Raw genomic sequence first — 19,181 nt, forward strand, 5'->3', positions numbered from 1 at the left:
ATTATACAGTACACCAGGCGCTTTGCGTGTTATGCCATACAAAACAAGCACTTACACCAATTGAACCACCTCAGGCCCTGATCACCCAGCCCTCCCCAAGGGCTGACTACAACGTCGGATAGTCGCTGATGGTCAGCTCGAAAGCACGCTCGCCGGAAACCAGATGCGCCAGACCGCCATACGGCAGCGTCGCCCGCTCCTTGATGTGACCGAACGGCAGGCCGGTGAGCACCGGCATCGGCAGCCGCTCGCGCAAATAGGCCACCATCGCCTCGAAGTCGTAACCATTGTCCATCGGATTCAGCTTGTAGGCGGAGAAGTCGCCCAGCACCAGCGCCCGCTGGCCGTCCAGCGCGCCGGCGTAGAACAGTTGCAGCACCATGCGTTCCACACGGTACGGATGCTCGCCGACATCCTCGATGAAGCAGATGCCATCCTCCAGCACATGAAAATACGGTGTGCCGAGCAGGCTGACCATCATCGCCAGATTGCCGCCCCACAGCCGGCCGCTGACATTGACCAGCGGGTTATCCGTCCCGCCCTCCGCCACCGCGCCGCGCACCGCGTGCGTCGGTCCACGCAGACAATCCCAGAACTGGCGCAAGGTGTACTCCACCGGCTCCGGACGAATGAAGTCATCGCAGATCATAGGCCCGGCGAAACTGATCCGGCCGGTCTGCTTCATCAACGGCATCTGAAAGGCGGTGAAGTCGCTGTAGCCGACAAACAGCTTGCCGCTGTCGGCCATCTTGTGAAAATCGATCATCGGCAGCAGGCGCGACATGCCGTAGGAGCCGCGCAGCGCGATCACCAGCTGGACCTGCGGATCGGACGCCGCCGCGTTCAGTTGCGCCAGACGCCACGCGTCGGTGCCGCCGAAGCGCTGGAATTTCTTGTCGTCGTCGTAATAGTTGTGAACCCGGAAGCCCTGCCGCTCCAGCCGTTGCACGCCTTGCAGGAAAGCGTCGTTGTCAGGCGGGCGGCCGCTGGGCGCCGCAATCGCGATACCGATAGTCGAAGTGCTCACAATATCTCTGTCAGTGATGTGTGCCGCTGCCCGCGCGATGCGCCGTCAGCGGAGGAAGGTCCGGCGTCATATTACCGCGCAGGTGCTGGTCCAGCAAGGCCAGCAGACGTTCGGTCAGTTGCGCCGGCAAATCGTGGCCCATGCCCTCGATGATATGCAGGCGCGCGCCCGGTATCGCCTGCGCGGTATCGATGCCGCACGCCACCGGGACCAGCGGATCGGCCGCGCCATGGATCACCAGCGCCGGACAACGGATCTTGCGCAGCAGCGGCGTGCGGTCGCCACTCGCGACAATGGCCAACAGCTGGCGCACCATGCCGTCCGGGCTGACACTGCGGTCGAGCGCTCGCTCGATGGCGGCACGCAGCGCGCGTTCCGGCGTCGGGAAAGACGGGCTGCCGATCAGCCGGAAGATCGCCACACCCCGCTCCACCACCTCGTGACGGTTAGCGGGATAGGCGGGCGGCCGCATCAGCGCCATGCGCGCCGCCGGCGTCGGGCCGGGCAAACCGCGCCGGCCGCTGCTGGACATGATGGAAGTCAGGCTGAGCGTGCGCCCCGCGAAGCGCGACGCGAATATCTGGGCGATCATGCCGCCCATCGACATGCCGATGATGTGCGCCCGGTCGATGCCGAGCGCATCGAGCAAGCCGGCGGCATCGTCCGCCATATCGTTGAGCGTGTAAGGAACAGCCTGCTTCCAGCCCAGCAGCGATTTCAGATACGCCCGCCACAGGCTCGGCTTTTTGTGATGATGAAGTTTGGTGGACAGCCCAATATCCCGGTTGTCGAAGCGAATCACGTAGTAGCCCTGCTCAACCAGCCCATCCACCAGATCCCGCGGCCAGGCGATCAACTGCATCCCCAGCCCCATGATCAGCAGCACCGGCGGATCATGCGGATTACCACTGGTTTCGTAGGCAATCGTGATGCCGTTTGCATGCGCGGTAGCCAAAGCGAGGTCCCTCCATCCCATTCAAATACTTGGGATCGAGCATACCACTTTTACTCCGGCACGGCGCGTCTGGCTGCCGCGAGCGCGGCGCGGCGCGCGGCGAAAAACTGCTTCAGCATGGCGCCGCACTCGTCGGCCAGCACGCCGCCTTCGATTTCCGTGTGATGATTGAGTTGCGCCTGCTCGAACAGATTCACCACGGAGCCGCAAGCGCCGGTTTTCGGGTCGGCGGCGCCGAACACCACTTTCGCCAGGCGCGCATGCATCATCGCGCCCGAGCACATGACGCACGGTTCCAGCGTCACATACAGTTCACAGCCGGGCAAGCGATAGTTACCCAATTTCGCCGCCGCCGCGCGCAGCGCGACGATTTCCGCATGCGCGGTCGGATCGTGCTTGCCGATCGGCTGGTTGCAGCCGACGGCGATCACCTCGCCATCCTTGACGACCACGGCGCCGACCGGCACCTCGCCCAGGTTCCACGCCTGTTGCGCCTGTTCCAGCGCCAGGCGCATGTAGGCGTCAGACGCCATCGGTGATTTCTGCCCAGCAGTTCGGCGTTTCGTGCAGCACCAGCTTGTGCAAGTGCAGACCGGTGCCGTAGCGGTCTTTGTAGGCCGCCTTCAGAATGCCGAAGGCCACCTGCGCCAGGTTTTCCACGGTCGGAATGCGGTCGATGACCACGGTTTTGTGGTCGGGCAACGTCGCCAGGAATTCACGTACGGCATGGTCCTTCTCGTAGACGATGAATGCGTGGTCCCAAACGTCGACCAGGTGTTCCTTGGCCAGCGCCTTGATGTCCGAGAAGTCCATGATCATGCCGTTGTCGGAGTTGCCTTCAACGTCGATGATATTGCCGGTCAGCGTGATTTCCAGCGTGTAGCGGTGGCCGTGCAGATTGCGGCACTGGCTCTTGTGGTCGGGGATGCGGTGGCCGGCGTCGAATTCCAGCTTGCGGGTAATGGTCAGCATGAGGTAAAGCCTAAATTCAAGGTATCTGTAAAAGTTTGTGGGTTTGCAAGCTCAGCTTCCACTTCGGGTTGCGCTTGCAGGTGTCGATGGCCAGCTTGGTATTGAACTCGGCCAGCGGGCCGTCCATCGCCTGAACAAAGAAATTCTCGAAATCCAGCTGTTCGTAGACGGACAAATCCTGATTCGTCTGCGGAATCACCACCTTGATCTCGCTGCCCTTCTTCACCACCAGTTCCGAGCCCATCTTCGGGCTGACGCAGATCCAGTCGACGCCTTCCGGCACCGGCAGCGTGCCATTGGTTTCGATGGCGATGGTGAAGCCGACCGCGTGCATGGCGTCGATCAGCGGCGCATCCAGCTGCAGCAGCGGCTCGCCGCCGGTGAACACCACATACTTGCTGGCGGTATAACTCTCCGGCCACAGCGCGTTGATGGTCGCGGCCAGTTCCTCCGGCGATTTGAACTTGCCGCCGCCTTCGCCGTCGGTGCCGACAAAGTCGGTGTCGCAGAACTGGCAGATGGCGCTGGCGCGGTCGCTTTCACGGCCGGTCCACAGGTTGCAGCCGGCGAAGCGGCAAAACACCGCCGGACGGCCAGCGTGGGCGCCCTCCCCCTGCAACGTGTAGAAAATCTCTTTGATGCTGTAAGTCACGATAGTTCCTGATAGGACAACCCTCGATTATATCTCACGCCACACATTTCCGGAAAGCAGCAACAGAAGTTGACTTTCCACAATGCTTTCACCAGGTCAGCGAGCTAAGGTAGCTCGTGGGTCCATCCTGGGAGGTACATCATGCGCTACGCCCCGCCCCTGCTTGAAATCGACGTCATTGGCGCCTGCGCCGGCCTGCTGGTGTGCGCCGCCGCCCTGTGGCTGTGGTGGCGACAGTGCCTGGTCATGCAGCACGAACTGACCGAAGCGCGTCAGCAGATCGCGCGCCTCGCCGCCAGCCAGCAATCGTTGCGCGATGCCGAGCGACGCCGCATCGCGCGCGACCTGCATGACGATCTCGGCCAGCACTTGCTGGCGCTCGGCCTGGAGGCCGGCACACTGGCCCGTCAGCATCCGGCCCTGCGCCCGCAACTGGCGCGGATGGAGGAACGGCAGCAGCAAGCCACCCGCGCCATGCGCTCCATTGTCCACGATTTACATGCCGAAGCGCTGGAATCCGGTCTGGAAGGCGCGGTCCAGCAACAAATTGCCGAATTTACCCAACTGAGCGGCATCCGCTGCCGGCTTGACGCCGCGCCGGGCGCCTTCGCCGCCACGCCCAGTGGCGGCATGGACAACGTGGTCTACCGCGTGCTGCAGGAATCGCTGAGCAATATCGTGCGTCACGCGCAGGCATCCGAAGTGTGCGTCGCCTTCTGTCGCCAGGGCCGCAGCATCAATCTCACGGTGCGTGACAACGGCGTCGGTCTGCCGCGGCAGCAAGCCCTCGACGGCGGACGTCGCCGACACGGCCTGCGCGGCATCGCCCAGCGCGTCGCCGAGGCCGGCGGCCGGTTCGACATCGCCAGCACGCCCGGCGCCGGCACCGCCCTCAGCATGTCCTTTCCTCTTCCCTGATAACGACCAAGGCCCGCCATGACAGGAACACCCAAAATTCAGCACCTGATGGAGTTTTCGCAGGCAGACCAGCAGCACGGCTTCGCCCTCAAGCTGATGGAATTGCTGGTGATACCCACCTTCGTCCTCGACCTCGCTGGCAAGGTCATCATCTGGAACCGCGCCTGTGAGCGGCTGACCGGCACGGCGGCGTGGGAAGTGCTGGGCACCGCGGACCACTGGAAAAGCTTCTACCACGAGCAACGCCCGACGCTGGCCGATCTGGTGATCCAGGGCGACGCCACCGACCTGCATCGACTGTTCCGCCAGCACGGCCGGCGCAGCGATGCCGACCACAACCTGTGCGCGGAAAACTGGTGCGACATGCCGCGCATCGGCCGCAGCCGCTACCTGGCGGCCGACGCCAGCCCGATCTTCGACAGCCACGGCAAGCTGGTGGCGGTGGCGGAAACGCTGCGCGACATCACCGACGAGAAACGCGCGCAGGTGGCGCTGGAACAGCTGGCCACGCGTGACGGCCTGACCGGCCTGGCCAACCGCCGCTGCTTCGACGACACGCTGAACGCCGAATGGCAGCGCGCGCTGCGCAACCCGCAGCCGCTGTCGCTGCTGATGGTGGACGTGGACAATTTCAAGCAATACAACGACGCCTACGGCCATCTCGGCGGCGACGAGTGCCTGCAACGCATCGCCAGCGCGGTGGCGAGCGAGATGCGCACCAACGACCTGGTGGCGCGTTATGGCGGCGAGGAATTCGCGGTGATCCTGCCGAACCAGTCATTGAAAGGCGCGGCCATCGTGGCCGAGCGCATCCGCTGCCGGGTCGAGCAATTACGGCTGCCCAACCTGGGCTGCGAACAGCATGTGGTGACGGTGAGTATCGGCGCGGCGACCGCCCTGGCCGCGCCGGAAACCGATCCCAGCCAGCTGGTGGCGACGGCCGATTCGGCGCTGTACCGCGCCAAGCACATGGGCCGCAACCGCATCAGCCTGCCGGGCGCGTCGTCTTAGCCCGTGTAGGGTGTGTAGGAAATGCCAGCGCCGATCACCTGCGCCATCATGCCGGCGTACTCCGGCGACTCCGAAAATCCGGTCAGCACTTCGCTGCGCGTGGCGCTACCACTCGCCATCGCCGCTTCCCAGTACTGCAAGCCGGCCGCATCCGGCGCGCGGTGCAGCACGTTGCTGTACAGCGCGGTCAGAAAAGCCGTGTTGGCGGGGTTGGCACCATATAAGGCGGTGAACTCGGGGCTACTGATGAAGTCCTCGGCAATCCGATTCAGGCTAATGCCCTGGTCTATCGCGCTTATCCAGTAGCCCATGCCAACCTTCTCCGGCGCGCGGTTGAGCACGGCACCGTACAGCCGATAGATCGAGCCGGCACCGCTTAGCGTGTCCAGCGCGACCATGCCATCGGCAAACTTCAGCCGCTCGACGCCCGTCAGGAAGTCGCTGCCATTCGTTTCAGCAAGGTCGGTGAGCGTGACCGCCGAACCGCTCGAAGCCAGCTTGTAGCCGCTTTCGTTACCGCTCAGCACCAGCGTGTCGCGGCCGGGACCGCCGGAGATGAGCTGATTGCCGGCGGTGGCGCTGAACACATCGTTATTGTCCGAGCCGACCAGCAGCGAAGCGTAGTTGGACAGTTGGATGGCGGTATCGCTGAACTGCAGCTTGCTGATGCCGGTCAGCGTGTCGACGCCCTCGCCGCTGACGCTCAAATTGCCCAAGGTGCCGCCCAGCAGGTAACTCGACAGCACCTTAGACAGCACCACGGTGTCCGAACCGCCTTTGCCGGTGACCCGATCGCTGCCTGCGCCGAGATAAATCACGTCGTTGCCGGCGCCGCCGATGATGACGTTGCCGGCCGCATTGGCATAAATGGTCGCGCCGCCGCTACCGGCGATCGCGCGCTCGATGGTGACGTTGTAGGCGATCGAGATATTGTTGTAGCCGGGCGCGGTGGAACTGAAGGTGCCGGCATTGAGGTTGATGAGGGTGGAGCCGGTGGTTGCCGAGAAGTCCAGGGTGTCGGTGCCGCCGGCATCCCAAATGGTTTGCAGCGCCGAGCCATTGACAAAGCGATAGGTGTCGCTGCCGGTGTGATAGCTCATGTTGGCGCCATACAGATACTGCATGGCCTGGATGTCGTACAACATCGGCGTGCTGCCATACAATCCGTTCAGCTTGTAGCCGGCGCCCTGGTGATACGACATCTGCGTATAGTCGAGGTTGTCCGTGGCGCTCGGCAGGAACGGTCCATCGACCTGGCCACCGGTCGAATCGTAGTCACCCGGGTGCTTCAGACCCAGCGTATGGCCCAGCTCGTGGATCAGCACCGACAAGCCAAACGTGCCTGCCGTGAAATTCGCATTTTCCCGCACCGTGTTATTCAAATACAGCGGCGTTGAGTAATGGCGACCATCGGGCAAGTAAGCATAGCCGCTGCTGCTCTGGCCCTGGTCATTGGTGCCCAGCTCGATATCGCCGCCGGACGCCACCTCCCGGAACGTGATGTTTGCCACGGCGGCCCAAGCCGCCATCGCCGTGCGCACGCCCGCCATCTGAATTGCCGTCATCGGCGCGAAACCGTTCGCATCGTCCGTCGAGGCACTGGCTGGCACGGCGGTCAGGAAACTGTAAGTCAAAATGACGGCCTGGCCCGCTTGGGCATTCCAGCTGGAATACACCAGCGCATCGATCGAATTATTTCCAGTGGTGAGGCTCATGGCGCAATCTGCACGGTGAAAAACGTAGATGCAGAATAGCATCATTCATCACGGCACCACTCGCTGCCCAGGCAAAAAAGTGCCTAGCAGCAACGCCCTACTCGAATGGATTGGCAACGATGGTGTTGGCGGCCGGCGGCAGCCGAGCCGGCAGGGACTGGGCTTCCAGTTTGGCCACCACGTCCACCAGCAACTGACCCAGCGCGCGGGCGTCCGCCAGGCCGGCCTGGTCGGCGGTGAGGTCGATATCACCGCTGATGGTGATGCGGTCCAGGCGGTTCTCAATCATCAGCCCGCCGATGTGCAGCACGTCCGATTCGTTCTTGTAGGGAATAAATTTGCTCATTTCTTCTCCTTGCGTTGTCGCACGTTAGGCAGGCGCAGCACCACCGCCTTTTGCGCCGGCGTCAACGATGGCAACAAGTTGATGCCGACCTTCTCTTCCAGTTGGGCGATGCTCAAGGTTTCATATTGCGCATCGGCGCGGTTGGCGATAAAGAACGCGGCGCCGGCGCCCTGACGCGGGCTGTACACCAGTTTATACAAATGCGTCGGCACCAGCACATTGCCGACTTTCTGCAGATTGCCACCGATGAAGGCCGGACCGGTAATGACATACAAGTCACCCTCCTTTTGCGCCATCTTGCGCACCACGCCCTCGATACCGGCCCAGATATGGCGGTTGACCTCGGCATCCTGCGGGACCATATTGGCCAGCGTAAAACTCTCGTGCTGGGAGGTCCGGTCCGGCATGTCGCCGTTCGGCGCCATGTGGCCACGGTCGAAGCCGCTACGGGCGTAATCGGCCAGTTCGGCGCGGGCCTGGGCCGGCAAGCGCGATTCCGGGTGGAAGGAGTTCTCCCGCGACAGATTCTTCGCCGATGCAAGGTTTTGCGCGGTCAGATGTTCGGCCGACCACAGTGGCGTGCGAGTAATGCCCGAGTGCATGACGCCGAACACCTCGTAGCACAGCTCGGTGGTGGCGGCCGTCATTTTGGTATTGCTGATTTCGGGCAGGCGGCCATCGACATAGTGGGCCGGGCATTCGCCGGCGGCGGCGAGGCTGGCGGCGAACAGGCCGCAAGCCAGTGTGGTAAGCGCCACGGCGCGCTGGATCCGATACATAATTTCCTGGGGCAAAAAAAGGTCGCCGCATTCTAGCGAAACCCCAGGCAAACAAAAAGGGCTTGCGTTCAATCGAACACCAGCCCTTCCGAACATCCAGCCCTACCAAGGCAATGTTTTTGTTGCATATTGCTTAAAGCTTATTGCAAGTATACAGCATGTGACGACAGCTTCGCAAGCGGATTGCAGTGGGCAAGCGGACTGTGGCATGGCGACAGCGCGCATTGTGACGGCAGGTCGGGTGTGACATACTCAACGCCACCGCAGACCACCTGACGCACCATGCCCTTTCTTGCAACGTTACCGCGTAGCCTCAAATTTCGCATGACCGCCGTTGTGGTGATGCTGGTTCTGACCGCCACGCTGGTGGTCACGCTGGCCGCGCTGCTGCTGGCGGAACGCGACATGCGCGCCGTCATCGGCAACCAGCAGTACGCGCAGCTGTCCGCCGCCGCCGCGCAGGTTGACGCGCAACTGGCGGCGCACAAGACACTGCTGGCCAGCCTGGCCGACACTATCCCGTTCGGCGCCGGCGAAGATCCAGCGGTGTTGCAAGCCTTTGTCGCGCGCCATCCGGTGGCACGCGGCGCGTTCGACAGTCTGCACGTTTTCACCCGCCACGGCACGCTGCTGCATACGCAAGGCGACCGCGCCGAAGCGACGCCGGCGATCAATCCGCGCCGCCGCGCCTTGCTCGAAAACGCGCTGGCCAGCGGCAACGCCACCATCGCGCCGCCCGATACCAGTATATTGACCGGTCAGCCGTCGATCACCATCCTTCAGCCAGTGCCGGATGCGCGCGGCCACACCGCCATGCTACTGGGCGGCAGCATCGGCCTGACCAACGCCGCCCTGCTCGAACAGATTGCGGTACAAAAGCCTGGCAAGACTGGCTTCATGTTTATCATGACCAAAGATGGCATTCTGCTGCATCATCCGGACCAGAAACGGCTGCTGGAGCACATCAACGCCCATGGTGACCACGACCGCGCCACCGACATGGCGCTGCGCGGCTTCGAGGGCTGGACCGAGGCCGTCAACCAGGATGGCAGCGAAGGCATTTACGCCTACAAGCATCTGCGGCAGGCCGACTGGATCATCGGCGCGCGCTTCCCGGTGGACGAGGCCTTCGCGCCGATGATCCAGATGCGCAGGCACGCCATGCTGGCCGCCGCCCTCTTTGCCGCCGTCGCCGGCCTGGTGGCCTGGCTGGCAATCCGCACGCTGCTGCGGCCATTCGACCGGCTGCACCGCAATATCAGCGCCATCCGCGCCGGCGCCGCCGGCATCGGTGCGCTGCAACTACACCGCGCCGACGAAATCGGCGAATTGAGTAACGCCTTTCATGAGCTGATGGCCGAGCGCGAAAGCGCCCAGAAGGCCATCCGCGACAGCGAATCCCTGATCAGCAGCATTCTGGAGTACGCGCCCGATCCCTTCGTTAGTTGCGATAACAGCGGCATTGTCACCAAATGGAATGGCGCCGCCGAACACACCTTCGGCTACGCGCGCGAGGAAGCGCTCGGCCGCGACATCGCCGATCTGATCGTGCCGCCATCCCAGCGCCATGCCCACCGCACCGGCATGCTGTACTTCGCACGCGGCGGCGCCTCCCAGATGATCAATTCCCGCGTGCGCATGAGCGCCATGCACAAGGACGGCCACGAGATTCCAGTCGAACTGTCGCTTGGCGCCCTGCGCCACGACGGCGCCCACCATGTCACCGCCTTCCTGCATGACATCACCGAGCGGGTCCTGTACGAACGCCAGATCGCCGACAGCGAAAGACGCCTGCGCACCGTCGCCGACGCCGTTCCGGCCTTGATCGCCTACATCGACCGCGACCTGCGCTACCGCTTCAGCAACGAGCATTTCCGCACGCTGCTGGGACACGATCCGCGCAAGATGCAGGGCAAGACCGTGTTCGAAGTGTTGGGTCCCGGGTTTGCCGGCAGCCTGGCGCAGCACAGCCAGGCCGCATTGCGCGGCCAGCGCGTGCACTACGAACGCGAAGGCATACACAATGGCGCCATGTACCAGATGATGGGCGACCTGGTGCCGGATATCGGCGCCGATGGCACCGTCTGTGGTTTCTACATGATGGCGCTGGATATCACCGAGCGCAAAAACGCCGAGCTACGGCAAGCCGCCAGCGAAAAGCGCCTCAAGCTGCTGACCGACAACCTGCCGGTGCTGATCGCCTATCTGGACCGCGAGCGCAAGTTCCAGTTCCTGAACGCGACCTTCCAGCACTGGTTCGGCCTCGCTCCGCAACCGTTGATTGGTCACCACGTGGTCACAGGCGTCGGCGCGGACCACTACTACACGGCGGAGCCGTACCTGGACCGCGCCTACCGCGGCGAGATGGTGACCTATGAACTGAGCGCGCGCGTCGGCGATAGCATGCGCACGCTGGAGACGACCTTCGTGCCCGAACTGGGGCCGGACGGCGATGTACTGGGTATCTACTCGCTGACGCACGACACCACGCGCATGAAGGAGATCGAGGAACGGCTAAACCAACTGGCGCGCACCGACAGCCTGACCGGCATCGCCAACCGGCTGATGTTCGAGGAAGTGCTGCACGTGGCGATCATGCGCGCGGGACGCGGCTACAAGCAGCTGGCGCTGGCCTATCTGGATATCGACTGCTTCAAGGAGATCAACGACACGCGCGGCCACGGCGCCGGCGATCAGGTGCTAAAGGAGTTTGCCGCGCGCCTGACTGCCAGCGTGCGCGCCTCCGACACGGTGGCGCGACTGGCCGGCGATGAATTCGTCATCGTCTTCGAACAGGTGCCGAATGCCGAGGAAGCGGCGCGGCTGGCGGACAAGATCGCCGCAGCCGTGCGGCCGCCTTTCACGCTGCAGGAACAAACACTGCGCGTCACCACCAGCATGGGCATCGCCCTGCACGATGGCGGCGCTGAATCGGCGGCGCAACTGGTGGCGCGCGCCGATGGCGCGCTATATGCGGCCAAGCGCAATGGCCGCGATCAATACGTGATCGCCGATTAAGCCGGCACGCCGCTGGCCAGCGGATTCGGCACCGGATCGGCCACGCGGCGCAGGATATTGCGGTCGCGGTGATGGAATTCTTCCTCGCCGCGCAGCAGCATCACGGTATCCTCCTCGTATCCCCAGGTGCCGTCATCATTGATGGTGACCTTGATGCGGTACTCGGTGGTCTTGAAGCCGAACTCCAGGAACGGGTTGGAACGGATACCGTAGGTATCGGACTCCAGTCGCGCCACCAGCTCAAACTCCTTGGCGTCCGGCGCCACCACGGCGGACGCCATGGCAATCTGGCCGCGCGGTATGCCCAGCGTCTGGATCACGGTCTTGGTTTTCGGCTCCCACAGCCAGTAGCCAACCTGCTCGTGATAGGTCTTGACGTTATCCGGCTTGTTCACGATGATCAGGTAGCGCAGGCCGTAGAACAGCTGCGGGCCATTTGTCACCGGGTCGATCGGATACAGTTCGATACGCTCAACGTAGGCCTGCTTGCGCGCGCCATCGGCCTTCGGCTTGATATCCAGGCCGCGTTCACCTTTCCAGATGCCGGCCATCGGCGCCAGCGGGCCAAGGTTGTTGAGGGTATTGACATCGATGGGATGCGGTTCGGTGTAGATATCGCTGGAAAACTCGGTCATGCCTGATCCTGTGAATAAGGTGCCATAATTAGGGTGCCATATTATAAGGGCGCTTTTTGCGTCACCATATATTTTTGTGGCCGCGGCAGCGCTGGCGATCCTGGTCATCCATGATATTCTTCGGCCTCGATGTATTCGCAGGAGCGCGCCCATGCCGTCACTTAATCACTACTTCAAGCTCTCGGAGCACGGCACGAACGTCCGCACAGAGGTCGTCGCCGGGGTGACCACCTTCCTGACGATGGCCTACATCATCTTCGTCAATCCCGCCATTCTCGGCGAGGCCGGCGTGCCGAAAGACGCCGTCTTCGTCGCCACCTGCCTCGCCGCGGCGCTGGGCACCATCATCATGGGCGTGTACGCCAACTACCCGATTGGCATGGCGCCCGGCATGGGACTCAACGCCTACTTCGCCTATGCCGTGGTGCTGGGCATGGGCGTGCCGTGGCAGACCGCATTGGGCGCGGTGTTCATCTCCGGCTGCCTGTTCATTGTGGTCAGCGTGTTCAAGGTGCGCGAGCATATCGTCAACGGCATACCGCATTCTCTGCGGGTGGCGATTACCGTGGGCCTGGGGCTGTTCCTGGCGCTGATCGCCATGAAGAGCGCCGGCCTCGTGGTCGCCAGTCCGGAAACGCTGGTGCGCGTGGGGGACATGCACAACCCGCACACCATCATGGCGATCTTCGGCTTCATGCTGATCGTCACACTGGACCGGCTGAAGGTGCCGGGCGCGCTGTTGATCGGCATCGTCGCGGTAACGGCGCTGAGCTTCTTCTTCGGCGGGAATACCTTCCACGGCTTTGTCTCGCTGCCGCCGTCGATCACGCCGACGCTGCTCCAGCTGGACCTGAGCGGCGCGGTGCATATGGGCCTGTTCAACGTGGTGCTGGTGTTCTTCCTGGTCGAACTGTTCGACGCCACCGGCACGCTGATGGGCGTCGCGTCGCGCGCCGGCCTGCTGGTGAATGGCCGCATGCAGCGGCTCAACAAGGCCCTGCTGGCCGACAGCTGCGCCATCGTCGCCGGCTCGGTGCTGGGTACGTCGAGCACCACCGCCTATCTGGAAAGCGCGGCGGGCGTGCAGGCCGGCGGCCGCACCGGCCTCACGGCGCTGGTGGTGGCCGCGCTGTTCCTGGCCGCCCTGTTCTTCGCGCCGATTGCCGGCGTGGTGCCGGCCTACGCCACGGCGCCGGCGCTGCTGTTCGTCGCCTGCCTGATGCTGCGCGACCTGATTGACGTCGACTGGAGCGACACCACCGAAAGCGTGCCCGCCGCGATCACCGCGCTGGTGATCCCCTTCACCTACTCCATCGCGCACGGCATCGCCTTCGGCTTCATCACCTACGCCGGACTCAAGCTGCTGACAGGCCAGGCGCGCCAGGTCAAGCCGGTGGTGTGGATGATCGCCATCGTCTTCCTGATCAAATACAGCTACGTCGCCGCCTGACGCAGGCCGTTGTTGACCACCAGCGTCGGCATCTCGCGGATCGGCAGCACGCCGATCAGGTTATGCAGCCGCATGCGGCATAACGTCAGAATATCTTCCTCCGGCGCCGACAGCCGCATTTGCACCTCCACACCATACGGCGTGGCGGTGGTGCGCAGCGCGCGCAGCTCAATATCCAAACGGCGCACGACCTGCAACGCAGCCTCCAGTGTGGCGATAGCGGCATCCGGCTCGATGCAGAAACGGTAGCTTTTTTGAGTGGTGTCCATGCTGCTAGCATAGCCAGAAACACGAAAAATAGGCTTCCTGTATTAACGGGAATTTCGCCAATTCATAGTAGAATATCCTGCATTAATAAAAATATCTGGAATATCTCTCCTTAACCCTATGGAAATCGACGAACTGGATCGCCGTATCCTGCGCGAATTGCGCAAAGACGGCCGCCTGAGTAACACCAAGCTGGCCGAGAAAGTCGGCCTCTCCACCACGCCATGCTGGAACCGTGTGCGCGCACTGGAGGAAGGCGGCATGATCGAAGGCTACACGGCGCTGGTCAGCCAAACGGGGCTCGGCTATCCGGACACCGTGATCATCGAAGTGACGCTGGACCGCCACGACGACGACATCTTCGAGAAATTCGGCGAAGCGCTGGCCAAGCTGCCGGAGGTAATGGAGGCCTACCTGCTCACCGGCGATTACGATTACCTGATCAAGGTGGCGGTGGCCGGCACCGCCGGCTACGAGGAATTCCTGCGCAAAAAACTCTACAAACTGCCGGGCCTCAAACATAGCCGCTCCACCTTCGTGCTGCGCTGCCTGAAGCGCGCCCACTCGGTCGAACCCTGACGATGGTTTCTTGCGGCCACTGCATGCCTGCTGTAGAATCAACGCGAATGAATCTCATTCTCAAGCCATGACAGAATGGCGATCATCAGGGAACGCTGAATTATGAGTTATGCCATCAACTTTTTAAGCGCGCTGGGATTGTGCTTTGCCGGCATGGCCGCGCTGTCACTGGCGATCGACCGCCACCACCGCCAGGCATATGGCGACGACGCGCCAGTGCGCAAGCGCCACCTGCTGCGGACCGCCGGCACGGCCATGCTGGCGTTGGCGATTGCGCCGTGCGTGGCATTGTGGAGCGCCGGCGCCGGCTTCGTCGCATGGGCCGGCATGCTGACCGTCGGCGCGCTGCTGGCCGCCGTGATGCTACCCTACTGGCCGCGCCGCGTCGCACCGCTGGCCGCAAGTGCCGGAGCGCTAAGCCTCACGGGCCTGGCCGGCCTCGCGCTCAACTGACGGCCGCAGGCACCCCAGTCCTTCGAGCGTCCGCTGCACCGCCTCGTCCAGCGGCGTATGCGGTTCGCTGCCCAGTACTGCCAACAAGCGTGCATTCGACAGCCGTACCGGCTGGCGCCACAGATAGCGCATCTCGCGCAGTTCGCGGAACACGGTCACGAACGGTGCCGCCACCGTCGTCAGCCACCACGGGAAGGCGCCAGCGCGCAGTTCCGGCTTGCCCACCACCCGCGCAATCGCACCCGTCATCTGCAAGCCGTCCGCATCCCAATATCCTTGCATCGCGTACCTGGCGAATACCGGCAACACGTCACCGCGCTCCACCAGTCGCACCATCGTTTCCGCCACATCGGGCAGATACGCCCACTGATGACCAATTCCCGGCGCACCCGGATTACTGATCGACGTCACCGGCTTGCCAGGCTTGACCAGCCCCTGCGCAAACCAGCTATTGCCGGCCCTCGGCCCAAAAAAATCGCCGCAACGGACGATCAGCACCGGCAATCCGCAATCCTTCAGCCGGCGCTCCATCTCCACCCGAATCGCCCCCTTGCGCGTGACGGGCCGCTGCGGCGCATCTTCGGCGATAAACGGAAAGACATCCGGCCCGTAGTTGTAGACGGTACCCGGCAACAGAATGCGGGCGCCTGACGCACGCGCCGCTGCGATGGTGTTGTCCAGCATCGGCAGCACCAGCTTGCCCCAGTTGCGATAGCCCGGCGGATTCACCGCATGCACGATCAGTTGCACGCCATGCGCCGCCCGCAGCACGTCGTCGCGATTCATCGCGTCGCCAACGATCCAGTCCAGGCCATCACCGCGCCGCTGCCCGCGATGCAGCGCCTTCACGCGCCAGCCCCGCGCCACCAGCAGACGCGCCACCTCGCCGCCCACGCCGCCCGTCGCACCCAATACCAATGCTGTTTGTTCCATGTCCGCTCCTTGAAGTTGATGGAAGCAGTGTGCCGGACCGACAGCTAAAAGAAAATTACCGAAAACTGCATAGCCGCTATACAATTTCGCATGACCGAACCAAACTGGGACCTCTACCGATCATTCCTCGCCGTGCTGCGGGAAGGCTCACTTTCCGGCGCGGCGCGCTCGCTCGGCCTGACGCAGCCAACGGTCGGCCGCCATATCGAGGCGCTGGAACAAGCGCTTGGTTTGTCGCTATTCATCCGCTCCCAGGCCGGATTCCTTGCGACCGATGCCGCCCACGCGCTGCAACCCTATGCGGAAACACTCGCCTCCACCTCCGCCGCGCTGCTGCGCGCCGCCTCCGGCATGGGCCATGAAGATACGCAGATCAACGGGGTGGTGCGCGTCACCGCCAGCGAAGTGGTGAGCGTGGAAGTGCTGCCGCCGATACTGGCCTGGCTACGCGACCGGCATCCCGGCATCACGATTGAACTGGCGGTCTCCAACCGCATCGAGAACCTGCTGCGGCGGGATGCCGACATCGCCGTGCGCATGCAGCGCCCGGAGCAGGACGTGCTGGTGGCACGCCGCATCGGCGATATCGAGCTGGGATTCCATGCAAGACGTGATTATCTGGCGCGCCACGGCACACCGCACACCTGGGAGCAACTGGCGCGGCACACGCTGATCGGCATCGACAAGGAGAACGCCTTCACCCGCAAGCTGCAACCGCTGCTCGGCGATTTATCGGCCAGCGCCTACGCGATCCGCAGCGATAGTGACCTGGTCCACCTGGCGTCGATCCGCGCGGGGCTCGGCATCGGCATTTGTCAGGTGCGTCTGGCGCAACGCAATCCGGAACTGGTGCGCATCGCGCCCGACCTGCTCAACATCGCCCTCGACACCTGGCTCGCCATGCACGAAAACCTGCGCAGCAATCCCGCCTGCGCGGCCGTCTACACCGCGCTGGCGGCGGGACTGGACGACTACATCAGCGGGAGCTGAGCAGGCGCCGCTGCTTGTCCTCTTCGTCGCGCAGCAGCAAGGCTTGGCGCGCCATTTGCAAGGTGGCGACGTCCGTGCTGACGCTCTTGCGCGCCGCAGGACGCGGCAAATCGGCCCAACGGCTGCGCGGCGCCGGCGATACTGTCGCCGGCAGCGTGGTCTGCTCCACATACGCCTCCGCGCGGCTGCCCTGCGGACACGCGGTATCTGTCAGCGTCACCTGGCCATCGGCGTCCACGCATTTGTTGACCGTGGCGCCGGCCACGCCAGTCATCGCGGCCAGTACCGCGCACAGGATAAGTTTCATGATCATGCACCTCCGACAAGAGCCTCCATCGTGCCACTTGTCACAGGCGCGGTCTGTACGGTCGCACACGCCAAAGTGCGGCATTCTCACTCATTCTCACTCTATGTCGGGTACAATAACTCCTTCTTTCCGTATCGTGATACGCGGTGTCGTCGTGCGGCATCGCTCCATCTGCCTATGAAATCTCTCCTTATCGTTACCGCGCTGGCGGCAGGCCACAGCTACGCAGCAGCGGCAGATTCGCTAGACCCAGTCAACGCCAACGGCTGGAACACGTCCGCCGAATTGGGCGCCATTTCCACCTCCGGCAACACAGTCGGCACCTCGGTGACCGGCAAGATCGACGCCAAACATGAAACGGCGAAGTGGAGCAATGAATACGTCCTCGCTGGCTACTTCAAGGACGAGGAAGTCACCAACGCCGACGGCGACAAGGTACGCGAGCGCTCGGCGCAGCGCTACTCGGCGTCGGCCAAAGCCGGCTACAAGCTGCTGAGCGATGACCACGACAAGCTGTTCGCACTCGCCACCCATGTCGACGACCGCTTCGGCGCCTACACCCGCTATTCGACCATCGGCATCGGTTATGGCACCCAGACCTACCAGTCGGACACCCACACGCTGGACGTGGAAATCGGTCCTGGCTACTTCCGCGGCGTGCGCACCGAAAACAATGTGCAAACCGTGGAAACCGGCGGCACCATCCGCGGCGCGGCGCTGCTGAAGTGGAAACTGAGCGACAACGCGCAATTCAGCCAGAACCTGATCGTCGAGCGCGGCACCGACAACACGCACTCGATCGCGGAAACGGCGCTCCGCACCAAAATCAACAGCACCATGCAGATGAAGGCTGCCTTCAACGTCCGCAACGACACCAACGTCCCCGCCGACAAGAAGAACACCGACACGCAAACGTCGGTCACTTTGGTTTATTCTTTCTAACTTCGCCCACGATCCAATGAACACACCCCGCACTCTCGGTACGCCCCTGTCCCCAACCGCCACCAAAGTCATGCTGCTCGGCTCCGGTGAACTCGGCAAGGAAGTCATCATCGCGCTGCAGCGCCTGGGCGTGGAAGTGATCGCGGTGGACCGCTACCCGAACGCGCCCGGCCACCAGGTCGCGCACCGCGCCCACGTCATCAACATGACCGACGGCGACGCGCTGGCCGCGCTGATCGCACAGGAAAAGCCGGACCTGGTGGTGCCGGAGATCGAAGCCATCGCCACCGACAAACTGGCGGAACTGGAAGCCGCCGGCAAGATCACCTGCATCCCGACCGCGCGCGCCGCGCAGCTGACCATGAACCGCGAAGGCATCCGCCGCCTGGCCGCCGAAACGCTCGGCCTGGCCACCTCGCCATACCACTTCGCCAGCAGTCTGGAAGAACTGGAAGCCGGCGCCGCCGCTGTCGGTTTCCCGTGCGTGGTGAAACCGGTGATGTCGTCGTCGGGCAAAGGTCAGTCGAAAGTGGATTCCGCCGCCGATGTGAAAGCGGCATGGGACTACGCCGCCGCCGGCAGCCGTGTTGACTCGGGCCGCGTGATCGTCGAAGGCTTCATCGATTTCGACTACGAAATCACCCTGCTGACCGTGCGTTCGCTGGGCGAGGACGGCAAGGTCATTACGCAGTTCTGCGATCCTATCGGTCACGTTCAGGTGCAAGGCGACTACGTGGAATCTTGGCAGCCGTGCCGCATGGACCCGGTGGCGCTGGAACGCGCGCGCGACATCGCCGGCAAAGTCACCGGTGACCTTGGCGGCCTGGGGCTGTTCGGCGTGGAGCTGTTCGTCAAGGACGATATGGTCTGGTTCTCGGAAGTGAGCCCGCGCCCGCACGATACCGGCATGGTGACCATGGCCACCCAGGCGCAAAGCGAATTCGAACTGCACGCCAAGGCGATTCTCGGCCTGCCGGTCAATGTGGCGCTGAAGGCGCCGGGTGCTTCGGCGGTCATCTACGGCCAGCACGAAGCGGCGGGCATCGCCTTTGAAGGTGTGGCCGACGCGCTGCGCGTGCCGAATACCGATATCCGCCTGTTCGGCAAGCCCGAATCGTTCGCCCGCCGCCGCATGGGCGTGGCGCTGACGACCGCCGACGATGTCGACACCGCCCGGGTGAACGCCAAGCTGGCGGCGTCCAAGGTCAAGCCGGTCATCGTCAAGTAAGCGG

The 19,181-nt window shown here is 63.4% G+C and carries 21 protein-coding genes; 9 read left to right on the forward strand and 12 right to left on the reverse strand.

The window, feature by feature from the left end:
* Positions 1–106 precede the first annotated feature (106 nt).
* Genes GTP44_RS02965 through queE form a run of 5 tightly spaced genes read right to left on the reverse strand, consistent with a single transcriptional unit; the run spans position 107 to position 3,606 of the window.
* Positions 107–1,027, reverse strand: coding sequence for an LD-carboxypeptidase (locus tag GTP44_RS02965; protein ID WP_161018257.1), 921 nt, complete (start codon positions 1,025–1,027; stop codon positions 107–109).
* 10 nt (positions 1,028–1,037) lie between these two features.
* A complete protein-coding gene (locus tag GTP44_RS02970) occupies positions 1,038–1,982 on the reverse strand; it encodes an alpha/beta fold hydrolase (RefSeq protein WP_161018258.1) in 945 nt (314 codons plus the stop codon).
* A gap of 50 nt (positions 1,983–2,032) precedes the next feature.
* Positions 2,033–2,515, reverse strand: a complete 483-nt coding sequence (gene tadA, locus GTP44_RS02975; protein ID WP_161018259.1) for a tRNA adenosine(34) deaminase TadA — start codon at positions 2,513–2,515, stop codon at positions 2,033–2,035.
* Positions 2,505–2,954, reverse strand: a complete 450-nt coding sequence (gene queD, locus GTP44_RS02980; RefSeq protein WP_161018260.1) for a 6-carboxytetrahydropterin synthase QueD — start codon at positions 2,952–2,954, stop codon at positions 2,505–2,507. Before queD ends, tadA begins: the two co-directional genes overlap by 11 nt.
* A gap of 16 nt (positions 2,955–2,970) precedes the next feature.
* Positions 2,971–3,606, reverse strand: coding sequence for a 7-carboxy-7-deazaguanine synthase (queE, locus tag GTP44_RS02985; RefSeq protein WP_161018261.1), 636 nt, complete (start codon positions 3,604–3,606; stop codon positions 2,971–2,973).
* A 141-nt stretch (positions 3,607–3,747) separates the two neighbouring features.
* Here queE and GTP44_RS02990 point away from each other — a divergent pair, with 141 nt between their 5' ends.
* Positions 3,748–4,524: a sensor histidine kinase gene (locus GTP44_RS02990; RefSeq protein WP_161018262.1), complete on the forward strand. Its 777-nt coding sequence runs from the start codon at positions 3,748–3,750 to the stop codon at positions 4,522–4,524.
* Positions 4,525–4,542: 18 nt separating this feature from the next.
* Positions 4,543–5,535, forward strand: a complete 993-nt coding sequence (locus tag GTP44_RS02995) for a sensor domain-containing diguanylate cyclase (protein WP_202423954.1) — start codon at positions 4,543–4,545, stop codon at positions 5,533–5,535.
* On the opposite strand, the gene GTP44_RS03000 is transcribed toward GTP44_RS02995, so the two are convergent.
* The 3 genes from GTP44_RS03000 to GTP44_RS03010 form a co-directional block, all read right to left on the reverse strand.
* Complete coding sequence (locus tag GTP44_RS03000; RefSeq protein WP_161018263.1) at positions 5,532–7,250, reverse strand: DUF4214 domain-containing protein; 1,719 nt, start codon at positions 7,248–7,250, stop codon at positions 5,532–5,534. The genes GTP44_RS02995 and GTP44_RS03000 overlap by 4 nt on opposite strands.
* Positions 7,251–7,347: 97 nt before the next feature.
* Positions 7,348–7,596, reverse strand: a complete 249-nt coding sequence (locus GTP44_RS03005; RefSeq protein ID WP_161018264.1) for a hypothetical protein — start codon at positions 7,594–7,596, stop codon at positions 7,348–7,350.
* On the reverse strand, positions 7,593–8,375 hold the full coding sequence (locus tag GTP44_RS03010) for a DNA/RNA non-specific endonuclease (RefSeq protein ID WP_161018265.1): 783 nt from the start codon (positions 8,373–8,375) through the stop codon (positions 7,593–7,595). The genes GTP44_RS03005 and GTP44_RS03010 overlap by 4 nt, the downstream gene beginning before the upstream one ends.
* Before the next feature lie 324 nt (positions 8,376–8,699).
* Between GTP44_RS03010 and GTP44_RS03015 the strand changes: the two genes are divergently transcribed.
* On the forward strand, positions 8,700–11,393 hold the full coding sequence (locus GTP44_RS03015) for a sensor domain-containing diguanylate cyclase (RefSeq protein ID WP_161018266.1): 2,694 nt from the start codon (positions 8,700–8,702) through the stop codon (positions 11,391–11,393).
* Here the strand turns inward: GTP44_RS03015 and GTP44_RS03020 are convergent.
* Positions 11,390–12,028, reverse strand: a complete 639-nt coding sequence (locus GTP44_RS03020; RefSeq protein WP_161018267.1) for an FABP family protein — start codon at positions 12,026–12,028, stop codon at positions 11,390–11,392. The two genes, GTP44_RS03015 and GTP44_RS03020, sit on opposite strands and share 4 nt — an antisense overlap.
* Before the next feature lie 151 nt (positions 12,029–12,179).
* On the opposite strand from GTP44_RS03020, the gene GTP44_RS03025 reads away from it, so the two are divergent.
* Positions 12,180–13,478: an NCS2 family permease gene (locus GTP44_RS03025; RefSeq protein ID WP_161018268.1), complete on the forward strand. Its 1,299-nt coding sequence runs from the start codon at positions 12,180–12,182 to the stop codon at positions 13,476–13,478.
* On the opposite strand, the gene GTP44_RS03030 is transcribed toward GTP44_RS03025, so the two are convergent.
* Positions 13,463–13,747, reverse strand: coding sequence for a hypothetical protein (locus GTP44_RS03030; protein WP_161018269.1), 285 nt, complete (start codon positions 13,745–13,747; stop codon positions 13,463–13,465). The two genes, GTP44_RS03025 and GTP44_RS03030, sit on opposite strands and share 16 nt — an antisense overlap.
* Before the next feature lie 118 nt (positions 13,748–13,865).
* Between GTP44_RS03030 and GTP44_RS03035 the strand changes: the two genes are divergently transcribed.
* On the forward strand, positions 13,866–14,324 hold the full coding sequence (locus GTP44_RS03035) for an Lrp/AsnC family transcriptional regulator (RefSeq protein WP_161018270.1): 459 nt from the start codon (positions 13,866–13,868) through the stop codon (positions 14,322–14,324).
* 102 nt (positions 14,325–14,426) lie between these two features.
* Complete coding sequence (locus GTP44_RS03040) at positions 14,427–14,777, forward strand: DUF3325 domain-containing protein (RefSeq protein ID WP_161018271.1); 351 nt, start codon at positions 14,427–14,429, stop codon at positions 14,775–14,777.
* On the opposite strand, the gene GTP44_RS03045 is transcribed toward GTP44_RS03040, so the two are convergent.
* Entirely contained in the window at positions 14,739–15,710 is a 972-nt protein-coding gene (locus tag GTP44_RS03045) for an NAD(P)H-binding protein (protein WP_161018272.1), read from the reverse strand. The two genes, GTP44_RS03040 and GTP44_RS03045, sit on opposite strands and share 39 nt — an antisense overlap.
* Positions 15,711–15,800: 90 nt before the next feature.
* Here GTP44_RS03045 and GTP44_RS03050 point away from each other — a divergent pair, with 90 nt between their 5' ends.
* Entirely contained in the window at positions 15,801–16,700 is a 900-nt protein-coding gene (locus GTP44_RS03050; RefSeq protein WP_161018273.1) for a LysR family transcriptional regulator, read from the forward strand.
* Here the strand turns inward: GTP44_RS03050 and GTP44_RS03055 are convergent.
* The gene (locus GTP44_RS03055) at positions 16,687–17,007 is read right to left on the reverse strand and encodes a DUF4124 domain-containing protein (RefSeq protein WP_229256542.1); all 321 of its coding nucleotides are present in this window, start codon (positions 17,005–17,007) and stop codon (positions 16,687–16,689) included. The genes GTP44_RS03050 and GTP44_RS03055 overlap by 14 nt on opposite strands.
* 177 nt (positions 17,008–17,184) lie before the next feature.
* Between GTP44_RS03055 and GTP44_RS03060 the strand changes: the two genes are divergently transcribed.
* The gene (locus GTP44_RS03060; protein ID WP_160991254.1) at positions 17,185–17,949 is read left to right on the forward strand and encodes a DUF481 domain-containing protein; all 765 of its coding nucleotides are present in this window, start codon (positions 17,185–17,187) and stop codon (positions 17,947–17,949) included.
* A gap of 16 nt (positions 17,950–17,965) precedes the next feature.
* The gene (purT, locus tag GTP44_RS03065; RefSeq protein WP_161018274.1) at positions 17,966–19,177 is read left to right on the forward strand and encodes a formate-dependent phosphoribosylglycinamide formyltransferase; all 1,212 of its coding nucleotides are present in this window, start codon (positions 17,966–17,968) and stop codon (positions 19,175–19,177) included.
* Positions 19,178–19,181: the final 4 nt, after the last annotated feature.

Origin of the sequence: Duganella lactea (genome assembly GCF_009857505.1) — a bacterium.
Taxonomy (GTDB): domain Bacteria; phylum Pseudomonadota; class Gammaproteobacteria; order Burkholderiales; family Burkholderiaceae_D; genus Rugamonas; species Rugamonas lactea.

What these genes read in the sequence shown, in the direction of transcription:
- GTP44_RS03000 (WP_161018263.1), bottom strand. Translation starts at nt 7,250, where the DNA reads ATGAGCCTCACCACTGGAAATAATTCGATCGATGCGCTGGTGTATTCC.
- GTP44_RS02995 (WP_202423954.1), top strand. Translation starts at nt 4,543, where the DNA reads ATGACAGGAACACCCAAAATTCAGCACCTGATGGAGTTTTCGCAGGCA.
- GTP44_RS03055 (WP_229256542.1), bottom strand. Translation starts at nt 17,007, where the DNA reads ATGAAACTTATCCTGTGCGCGGTACTGGCCGCGATGACTGGCGTGGCC.
- GTP44_RS02990 (WP_161018262.1), top strand. Translation starts at nt 3,748, where the DNA reads ATGCGCTACGCCCCGCCCCTGCTTGAAATCGACGTCATTGGCGCCTGC.
- tadA (WP_161018259.1), bottom strand. Translation starts at nt 2,515, where the DNA reads ATGGCGTCTGACGCCTACATGCGCCTGGCGCTGGAACAGGCGCAACAG.
- GTP44_RS03030 (WP_161018269.1), bottom strand. Translation starts at nt 13,747, where the DNA reads ATGGACACCACTCAAAAAAGCTACCGTTTCTGCATCGAGCCGGATGCC.
- GTP44_RS03050 (WP_161018273.1), top strand. Translation starts at nt 15,801, where the DNA reads ATGACCGAACCAAACTGGGACCTCTACCGATCATTCCTCGCCGTGCTG.
- GTP44_RS03045 (WP_161018272.1), bottom strand. Translation starts at nt 15,710, where the DNA reads ATGGAACAAACAGCATTGGTATTGGGTGCGACGGGCGGCGTGGGCGGC.
- purT (WP_161018274.1), top strand. Translation starts at nt 17,966, where the DNA reads ATGAACACACCCCGCACTCTCGGTACGCCCCTGTCCCCAACCGCCACC.
- GTP44_RS03020 (WP_161018267.1), bottom strand. Translation starts at nt 12,028, where the DNA reads ATGACCGAGTTTTCCAGCGATATCTACACCGAACCGCATCCCATCGAT.
- GTP44_RS03040 (WP_161018271.1), top strand. Translation starts at nt 14,427, where the DNA reads ATGAGTTATGCCATCAACTTTTTAAGCGCGCTGGGATTGTGCTTTGCC.
- GTP44_RS03015 (WP_161018266.1), top strand. Translation starts at nt 8,700, where the DNA reads ATGACCGCCGTTGTGGTGATGCTGGTTCTGACCGCCACGCTGGTGGTC.
- GTP44_RS03005 (WP_161018264.1), bottom strand. Translation starts at nt 7,596, where the DNA reads ATGAGCAAATTTATTCCCTACAAGAACGAATCGGACGTGCTGCACATC.
- GTP44_RS03035 (WP_161018270.1), top strand. Translation starts at nt 13,866, where the DNA reads ATGGAAATCGACGAACTGGATCGCCGTATCCTGCGCGAATTGCGCAAA.
- GTP44_RS03025 (WP_161018268.1), top strand. Translation starts at nt 12,180, where the DNA reads ATGCCGTCACTTAATCACTACTTCAAGCTCTCGGAGCACGGCACGAAC.
- GTP44_RS03060 (WP_160991254.1), top strand. Translation starts at nt 17,185, where the DNA reads ATGAAATCTCTCCTTATCGTTACCGCGCTGGCGGCAGGCCACAGCTAC.
- GTP44_RS03010 (WP_161018265.1), bottom strand. Translation starts at nt 8,375, where the DNA reads ATGTATCGGATCCAGCGCGCCGTGGCGCTTACCACACTGGCTTGCGGC.
- queD (WP_161018260.1), bottom strand. Translation starts at nt 2,954, where the DNA reads ATGCTGACCATTACCCGCAAGCTGGAATTCGACGCCGGCCACCGCATC.